Origin of the sequence: Bacillus pseudomycoides DSM 12442, assembly GCF_000161455.1 — a bacterium.
Classification (GTDB): Bacteria; Bacillota; Bacilli; order Bacillales; family Bacillaceae_G; genus Bacillus_A; species Bacillus_A pseudomycoides.
Genome location: NZ_CM000745.1, coordinates 2,245,227 through 2,253,323, shown reverse-complemented (window position 1 = coordinate 2,253,323; position 8,097 = coordinate 2,245,227). Strand labels below are relative to the sequence as shown.

The following is an 8,097-nucleotide window of genomic DNA, read 5'->3' as shown; positions in this document are numbered from 1 at the left end:
TAGGACTCTTTGAGGATGCCTTACTGCGATAATTTGAGCAATCATACCTCCCAAAGACATTCCTACAATATGTGCATGATTAATATCGTATGCATCGAGTACTCCAACAGCATCATCCGCCATGTCTATCACAGTATAATGAGAACTTCCTGGCTTGTAGGTAACGGAACGCCCAACATCTCGATGATCATATCGAATAACGTATCGCCCTGTATCTGCTAATCGTTTACAGAACTCTTCATCCCAGTAAACCATCGAACACATTGCTCCCATAATCAGTAAAGTCGCTGGGTGATTAGGATTTCCAAAACTCTCTGTGCATATATCAATTCCATTAATTTTATTTATCTTTTCTTTCATAATTCATTCCTCATTTCATTCGAATTTGGTCATTTGAAAAAAGGTACATCAAGACAGCCCAAAATTCCCTTTAGAAAAATGAACGAATAGAAATGTACCTGAAATTAACGGAAACGAATGAACTTAATAATCATAATAAGCACTCTCCTTATAAGAAATGAATAAGAGGCTTAACCCCATTGCTAATTATATTATATTTTTGTAACTTAGGTTAATCTATTTCATTACTAATGGATAATGATAAAATTACATGCTGTAAACGATCCGGATAATTCGTAAACATCCCATCTACACCCCATTCAATCATTTTTTTCATATCTTCCTCTTTATCTACTGTAAATGGGTGAACTTCTAAGCCTTGTTTTTGTATTTTTGGAACGTCGGTAGCATTCATATATGTATAGTTCATGCCCAAGCCTACACAATAAGTTTTATACGCCTTTAAGTCTTCATTGGTTAGTCTGACTGCTTTTTTGTGTGTTAATAATTGCACCAGCGGAATGCTAGAATTTAGACTATGAATCTTTTTTAAACTTTCAGTGCTAAATGATTGGATGATTATTTTCTCCTTTACAATAGCGGGATCACTTAGTTGGTATCGATTCAGTATTTCTAAAAGCTTTTCTTCCATTCCTAGATAGTCCTCTGGTGATTTTGTTTCAATATAATAACGAGCATCATGGCCAAACGTTTCAATAATCTCTTCAAGCGTTGGTACTTTTACGTCCTTAAATTCTTCTTTTGATAGCTTGGGATGTTTTTTATTAAAGAAGCTACCAGCATCAAGTCTTTTTATTTCTTCTAATGTATGATCTTTAACAAGTCCTGATCCGTTTGTTGTTCGATTTAATGTATTATCATGCATAGCAATTAAGTGTCCATCCTTTGTCATTTGAAGATCTATTTCTATATAATCACCTTTGAATTGTTGACCTAATTTATAGGCTGATATTGTATGTTCTGGAGCATATGCAGATGCCCCTCTATGGGCAATTGTTATGACATGATCTGATCGATTCTTAGCTTTTATATAATTTATTTCTTTTGTTTGCTGTAGAATAGCAATGCTTATTCCTATCAAGATGCAAACAGTTGTAGTAATAAGTGCTTTTTTCATAGTGATATTTTAACTCCTAATCTTATACTCTATTTATATATGTTACACGATAAAATTTAAGCACGTATAAATATGTTATTAAAGCTTTGTAACAAAATCATTCAGTCTACAAAATAAACAACTGGATAGCTAATGTCTTGATAAAAAATAACCATCCTCTAAGGCTTGGATATACCTTAAAGAATGGTCGCCTTAAAACAGATTTACGATTCAATATTTTTAGGCACTTCTCTTATACCTTTAATCGGTAAGCAAGTACCTATCAGTGCAATTATAGTACAACCCATAAACATAACAGGTAACCCGTATACAGCAAGTATAGATAACGTACCAAAAATAATTAAATCCAGTACAGAATCTAGTACTGATAACAATGAAATTGTTGTTGCACGTACATGTGATGGAATTATATCATTACTCAGCTGTGAATAAATCGGATATCTTATTGCTCTTACAAATCGTAATATAATAAATGCTCCTAAAACGCTCCACAACGTATTTCCAAAGCACGCTGCTAATAGTAATCCACAGACAGCTAATGCACCTGAAAGATTTAATAAAAATATACGAGAGAATTTTCGGGTTAACCACCCTATAGAAATGGATGCAAAATATCCGCCTATTGCAGCGACTGCATATAATATGCCAATTGCAAATACGGGCACGCCTGCATTTTTCAAAAGTAATTGATCATAGTTGTCAAAAACTGCACTCGCTGGAATAAATACAAGCGATATATTTAAGAACATAATAAGTAATTGAGGTGCTCTTCGGATAACTTGTATTCCTTCGATTACTTGTGAATAAGCTGACTCATTATATTCAAATTCCACCGCCGGATTTTTTATAAATAAAAGTAAAATTAATTCTACGAAATGAAAAAGAAGTCCGAGTGTAATTAAAATAAAGAATTGCTCTTCCTTCAAATCTTTCGCAAAATAAGATCCGAAAATAACAGCAATCAACATTGAAATAAAGCTAGCGGATTGAATTTTTCCCATCGCTTTATCCATAAGATGTTGTTCATTCGTTTCTTTTAAAGATTCGTATATTAAGGCTTCATCAGCACCCGAAAAAAATGTGACTGATAAACCATTCAATAAGCTATATAAACAAAATAGCCATATGTTATCAGCAAAGAACAAAATAGAGATACTTATAATTTTTATGCAAGCGCCTGTTATAAAAGAGAGTTTTAAACTGAAACGATCTGCAAAAATGCCTGCTGGTACTTCTCCAATTAAAACCGCTCCACTCCAGCACATCAATACAATAAAAATATTTGAAGGAGTTAATCCTCTTTCCACATAAAACAACGTCATAACTGCTTGTAAAAAGCTAATTGTTCCAAAAAAATGTACCCAAAATAAAATAGAAATATTATGATTTGCCAGCGTATACTTATCCAAACGTTCTCCTACTTTCCGATATTTATATTCTTCGCGGAAGCAGGAGTGTTAAGTTAGCTTAAATACTATGCACTCCTCTTCCTTTACTTGAGAATGTTTTTAAAGTTTTTAACATGTTAATTCCTCCTTACATTTAATTAAGTGTATCATAACAAATATTCTTAATATTTACAAAATAAAATTATAAACTGGATAAGATTGTCGAAATGGAAAAAGTGGTATATAATAGGCAGTAACATTACTAGTAATTATTTTAGGTATTCCTAGAATAAAGGAGCGATACATATGAAAATTACTATTTATTTCGGAAGTCATGAAGATCAAGATGTACGTACAATGGATTGTCATTTAGATGTAGAAGATGCAGAAGAACTTGTCTCTGTTTCATAATATAAATCGTAAATAAAATGGGTTGAATCCTCTTCCCTATCGCATTCAGGGCACTTTTTAAAAGGTGTCTTTTTTATGTTTTTCCGGTAAAAATCCCTTTACTTTATAACGATTAAATAGTAAAATATAAATATACGAACAAACGTTCTTTTATTTCAATCGTACTTGAAGGGATGATTTTTACAATGGCTCAAAACAAACGCAGAGGAAGAAAAAAGCATACACCTACTATCTCAAATACAGGCTTTATCGGTTCTGTGTTTATTGATACATTGGAACTACAAAAAAAATCCTATTATTTTGCCCGTAAAAAGCTTCAAATTGTCCATCATGTATTAGATGGCCTTGCAGGCGCAACAAGTTCTTTATTTAAAGAGCATAATATTTCTGCACATATGTCTTGTGTGTATTTACATAAACAAAAGAAGATAGGTTTTGTTCTTTCAACAAAACCTTTTGAACAAGCTGATGGTGTTGCTTATTTTAAAAATTACTTAATTGAAAAGAATTTTTATGATAAGCAAGACGCCGAATTTCAAGAAGTATTTAATACAGGCTTTATTGGGGTGGTATTTGCTGACATATCTAGTATTGATCGATTTAACTTTGATTTTGAAATGAGCATGTTATCAAAGCTAATGAAGGATATGATAATTCCTGTTAAGGAGCTATTCTTACGTCATAATACCCCCGCTTATATCTCTACTTCTCATTTAGAGGAACAAAATAAATTAGGATTTGTTTTATCTGTAAAACCTTATGATGAACGTGCAGAAGCAGATTTATATTTTGAAACATATTTAAAAGAACGTGGCTTATATATTGGGGATGAAGAAGACGAAATTGATAAGATTGTCATTCGAAAAAAAGTTGAATTGATATAGAAAAAATGCAGGATTCCAATAAATCCTGCATTTTTTATTTGAAAGTTTCATTCTCTAAAATAACAACATAATCATTAGTCATTCTACCCGCTTCTTTTGTATAATCAACAAGTCGTTGTATATTATCACAACACAGTTTTGCTCCCCATACGAGTAAGGGAACACCAATAAAATCAATATGTAATCTTCTTGAAAACAATCCTCCAAACGTCATAGGAAGTGGAACTGTTGGTGAAGTATTTGAAAAAATGATTTTTTCATTGTTTTGATACTGATGTTGAAGAATTTCCGCTAAATTTTTCATGGATGGAACAACTACTTTTGATGTCCCGTGTCCTACTGTATAAACCGGATTTCCTCCTTCGTCCCTTCCATGAAAAATTATTTTTCCCATATCAGACGTTTTAAGCTTATTAAAATAGTCCACATTTAAAATTTCTTCTTTTGTCAGTCTTCGATCAGTGGGGAGTTTGTTTAAATGATATGCTGCTGCAAGTGAAGTTGTATGTGTTCCGCCAAAATCTGTATAAATAAAAATCATAATACCATCCCTTATCATAAACGTTTCATAATTATTAGTATCACCATTTCATCATTTACTAATCAAGTGAAGCTTTGATTTTATAACTTACTTGTTAATTCGTGATATTTTCTCCAAATATAATATCTTCTACTAATTATTGTACCAAGTGGCGTACATAAAAAAATGTTTGTTACAACGGTTAACATATAATGTGTACCTCACGAAAAAATACCCTTGAGTTTTAAGTTAATATACGATTATGATATCTAGATAGAATATAATACTGAAAGGAAGGTGTATTTCTTTTGAATATTCTCGAAACAGAGCGTCTTACTCTTCGCCTACAAACAACCGACGATGCAGCGTTTATCCTCGAGCTTTTGAATGACCCCTCTTGGTTACAATTTATAGGAGATCGCGGTGTGAGAACGTTAGAAGATGCAAGGATCTATATTTTGAATGGACCGATTCGCATGTATGAGCAATTTGGTTTCTGTCTTTTTTTAGTAGAACGGAAGGAGGATCATGTTCCGATTGGAATTTGTGGTCTAGTAAAAAGAGATTCCTTGGAAGATGTAGATATTGGATTTGCCTTTCTCCCAAAGTATTGGGCTAAAGGATACGCCTATGAAGCAGCTTCTGCGGTGATGGCATATGGAAAAGATAAATTGGGGCTAAATCGTATTGTGGGGATTACTACTCCAGATAATCACGCTTCAGCCAAACTTCTTGAAAAAGTAGGGTTGCGGTTTGAACGATCGATGCAGCTGGCCAATGATTCTGAAGAACTTAACCTGTTTGCATTTGATAAACGAAAAGAAACCACATAAATAAACAGCAAAGATATCAAAAATAATAACTCATATAAAAGACTCTCCGTTTGGGAGAGTCTTTGCTTTATTTGCTGAATTTCGGCGGAATATCTGTCGGTATAATTATTTCACAGCTTGAACAGATACTGGTTTCCAGCCTTTATTTTCAATCCAATCAATATACACTTTATATTTTTTATTGCTTTGCTTATCTCGCACATTACCATAGGCCTTATTCGTTCCGTTATTTCCAATAAAATCATAAATGAGTTGTGATTCAGGAACCTCAACAGCGTAGGAAATTGCTTTTTTCATCTCATTCCAATCTGTCGTTCCCTCTTTAAATTGCATGGCAGGTTTTGCCCCTTGCTCTGTACCAACTGGATTCCATTGCTTATTTTGTTCTGTTTGATTTGCATCTCTATCTGATTGATTTTTATTTATTGTTTCTACATTAGCCTTCTGTTCTTCAATTTTATTATCCTTTTGTTCTTCTTGTTTTTTTACTAGATTTTCATTGTTCTGTTTTTCTTTTTCTTTTTCCTGTACTTTTGAGCTTTCTTTCTCTTGATTTTGCTGTTCTATTAATTTTTGTTTTTCACTTTCTTTGTTTGCTTGTTCCTTTGATGAGTCTGCTTCTGATTGTTTTGTTTTTCGTTCCTCTAATTTATTGTTTTTCGCCTCTTTAGATGCTAATTGGGCTACTTTCTTTTCTTCTGGATGTTCTTTTCCTTTTGTATGATCAGTAAAAAATAACTGATAAGATACCATGCTGACTGTCAATAATACTAAACTTAATCCAATATTAACAACACTGCGTTGTCGACGGGCTTGTTGCTTTTCTTGAAATCTACCTTCATTTCCCATTTCTGAAACCTCCATGTAACTTTTACTGTGAAACTGTATGCTTTGCTCACTATTTTAGAATCCAGTAAGTTTATATGTTGATGAACTTTAAAATTCATCTGTATAGTTGTTAACCCCTTCCTCCTTATCACTTACACACACCTTTATTGTAAATACATTTTCTTATCTAAAATAAGTACATTGTTAAACACGCTTTTTTTATATTACATTTTAATATTCAGAATTTCAACAACAAAATTAATGTTAAGCTAGAATGTTTCTACAATTTTTAATAAAAGCGTCAACCACTCCAAGAATTCATCTACTTTTATTAAAGTATTTTACAATTATTGGTGCATCTGCAAAAGTTGGGCATAATACACTCACCTTAACACCGTAAGTTTCCTAATGATGTTCTATTTCAACTACATATGAATAGAATTCACTCTATAGGAATACATAAAATATATATGTACAAGCCTACTCACTACATCCTTAGTGAAAATAGAACTCTATAACTTTTGGAGGAATACACATGCTAAAAAAGGTTCTCCTGTTTACAGATTTGGGAATTGACGATGCATTTGCCATCCTGTACACCTTTTTTCGTAAAGATATTCAAATTTTAGGGATTGTAGCCGATTATGGAAATGTATCAAGAGAGAATGCCATAAGAAATATTAACTATTTGAAGTACATTGCGGGAAAAAAAGAGATACTTGTATTCCTTGGTGCTTCTGTACCGTTAACGGGTATATTGGTTCAGTATTTTCCTGAGGTACATGGAAAAGTCGGATTAGGACCTATCATTCCACCTGAAATTTCTTATCCAGTTTATCCCTTAAATGATATTTACCAAATTATAAATTCAAATTTAGATGATCTTACAATTATCAATTTGGGAAGACTTTCTTCGTTAGCTACGACCTTTGTTTTAAATTTAGAAACAATGCGGAATGTGAGAGAATACATTTGCATGGGCGGAGCTTTTTTTTATCCAGGAAACGTGACTGCGGTGGCTGAAGCTAACTTTTATGCGGATCCTTATGCAGCAAACTTAATTCTGCAGCATGCGAAGAACTTGACAATTATTCCGTTAAATGTAACTCAACATGCGGTTGTTACACCCGAAATGGTCCAACAAATCGATGCATTTCATCAGGATACACAGGATATTGCAGGACTCATCATTAAGCCTATGTTAGACTACTATTATAATTTCTACTCCAAGTCGAATCCCGGTATAGGAGGAAGCCCTATGCATGATTTTGTAACAGTGTGGTATTTGCTGAATCAAGAGGCTGTTGGTCTTTCAAGAGTACCCATCAAAGTAATTCCCGATCAAGGGGAAGGATTCGGTCAAAGTATTGCAGACTTTCGTTTTGTGACTAATCCAGGTTATAAAACGCATAATGTGGCTTTTCAGTTTGATTATGAAAAATTCAAGAATGATATTATGGAAACGTTCCTAAGGAGAAGGCTGTAGCATTCTTTCGTTGAGAGATAAAACTGTTTCAAGAAATATTTACAAAAATTGTATAAGTAACCGGTATATCCTAGGGTTCTCTTTATCGAGTAATCAAAGGAAACTTCAAGAAACACAGGGATGACAAATCTTTGTGTTTCTACTTTGCGATCTATAACAGCAACCCTGTCTCTTTCCCATAAAGTGAAACTTTAATCAGTGGGGGCTTTCTTCATTCCCCACTGATTATTAGTTGAACCAATCGGGCTTTTACGGGCAGTTTATCTCCCA

Annotated in this window: 8 protein-coding genes and 1 pseudogene; 3 read left to right on the top strand and 6 right to left on the bottom strand. The window is 33.1% G+C overall.

Going from position 1 to position 8,097, the window contains the following annotated elements; genetic code table 11:
- From BPMYX0001_RS33965 to BPMYX0001_RS11160, 3 genes are all read right to left on the bottom strand, one after another.
- Window positions 1-360: alpha/beta fold hydrolase (locus BPMYX0001_RS33965; RefSeq protein WP_033798896.1), on the bottom strand; the 360-nt coding region annotated here is incomplete at its 3' end.
- A 211-nt stretch (window positions 361-571) separates the two neighbouring features.
- Window positions 572-1,477, bottom strand: a complete 906-nt coding sequence (locus tag BPMYX0001_RS11165; protein ID WP_006094956.1) for a glycerophosphodiester phosphodiesterase — start codon at window positions 1,475-1,477, stop codon at window positions 572-574.
- Window positions 1,478-1,680: 203 nt separating this feature from the next.
- Entirely contained in the window at window positions 1,681-2,886 is a 1,206-nt protein-coding gene (locus tag BPMYX0001_RS11160; protein WP_003197956.1) for an MFS transporter, read from the bottom strand.
- A 563-nt stretch (window positions 2,887-3,449) separates the two neighbouring features.
- On the opposite strand from BPMYX0001_RS11160, the gene BPMYX0001_RS11155 reads away from it, so the two are divergent.
- Window positions 3,450-4,160 (top strand): hypothetical protein, encoded by a 711-nt coding sequence (locus tag BPMYX0001_RS11155; RefSeq protein ID WP_006094955.1) that lies wholly within the window; start codon window positions 3,450-3,452, stop codon window positions 4,158-4,160.
- A 34-nt stretch (window positions 4,161-4,194) separates the two neighbouring features.
- On the opposite strand, the gene BPMYX0001_RS11150 is transcribed toward BPMYX0001_RS11155, so the two are convergent.
- Window positions 4,195-4,701, bottom strand: a complete 507-nt coding sequence (locus tag BPMYX0001_RS11150; protein WP_018765970.1) for a DUF3189 family protein — start codon at window positions 4,699-4,701, stop codon at window positions 4,195-4,197.
- An 80-nt stretch (window positions 4,702-4,781) separates the two neighbouring features.
- A pseudogene (locus tag BPMYX0001_RS34895) lies at window positions 4,782-4,898 on the bottom strand (DUF1453 domain-containing protein); the annotation flags it as partial.
- Window positions 4,899-4,988: 90 nt separating this feature from the next.
- Here BPMYX0001_RS34895 and BPMYX0001_RS11145 point away from each other — a divergent pair.
- Window positions 4,989-5,513 (top strand): GNAT family N-acetyltransferase, encoded by a 525-nt coding sequence (locus BPMYX0001_RS11145; RefSeq protein ID WP_006094954.1) that lies wholly within the window; start codon window positions 4,989-4,991, stop codon window positions 5,511-5,513.
- A gap of 105 nt (window positions 5,514-5,618) precedes the next feature.
- Here the strand turns inward: BPMYX0001_RS11145 and BPMYX0001_RS11140 are convergent, their stop codons facing one another.
- Complete coding sequence (locus BPMYX0001_RS11140; RefSeq protein WP_018780541.1) at window positions 5,619-6,362, bottom strand: YrrS family protein; 744 nt, start codon at window positions 6,360-6,362, stop codon at window positions 5,619-5,621.
- 514 nt (window positions 6,363-6,876) lie between these two features.
- Between BPMYX0001_RS11140 and BPMYX0001_RS11135 the strand changes: the two genes are divergently transcribed.
- Complete coding sequence (locus tag BPMYX0001_RS11135) at window positions 6,877-7,827, top strand: nucleoside hydrolase (protein ID WP_033798895.1); 951 nt, start codon at window positions 6,877-6,879, stop codon at window positions 7,825-7,827.
- Window positions 7,828-8,097 lie beyond the last annotated feature (270 nt).

What these genes read in the sequence shown, in the direction of transcription:
- BPMYX0001_RS11135 (WP_033798895.1), top strand. Translation starts at nt 6,877, where the DNA reads ATGCTAAAAAAGGTTCTCCTGTTTACAGATTTGGGAATTGACGATGCA.
- BPMYX0001_RS11155 (WP_006094955.1), top strand. Translation starts at nt 3,450, where the DNA reads ATGATTTTTACAATGGCTCAAAACAAACGCAGAGGAAGAAAAAAGCAT.
- BPMYX0001_RS11150 (WP_018765970.1), bottom strand. Translation starts at nt 4,701, where the DNA reads ATGATTTTTATTTATACAGATTTTGGCGGAACACATACAACTTCACTT.
- BPMYX0001_RS11165 (WP_006094956.1), bottom strand. Translation starts at nt 1,477, where the DNA reads ATGAAAAAAGCACTTATTACTACAACTGTTTGCATCTTGATAGGAATA.
- BPMYX0001_RS11140 (WP_018780541.1), bottom strand. Translation starts at nt 6,362, where the DNA reads ATGGGAAATGAAGGTAGATTTCAAGAAAAGCAACAAGCCCGTCGACAA.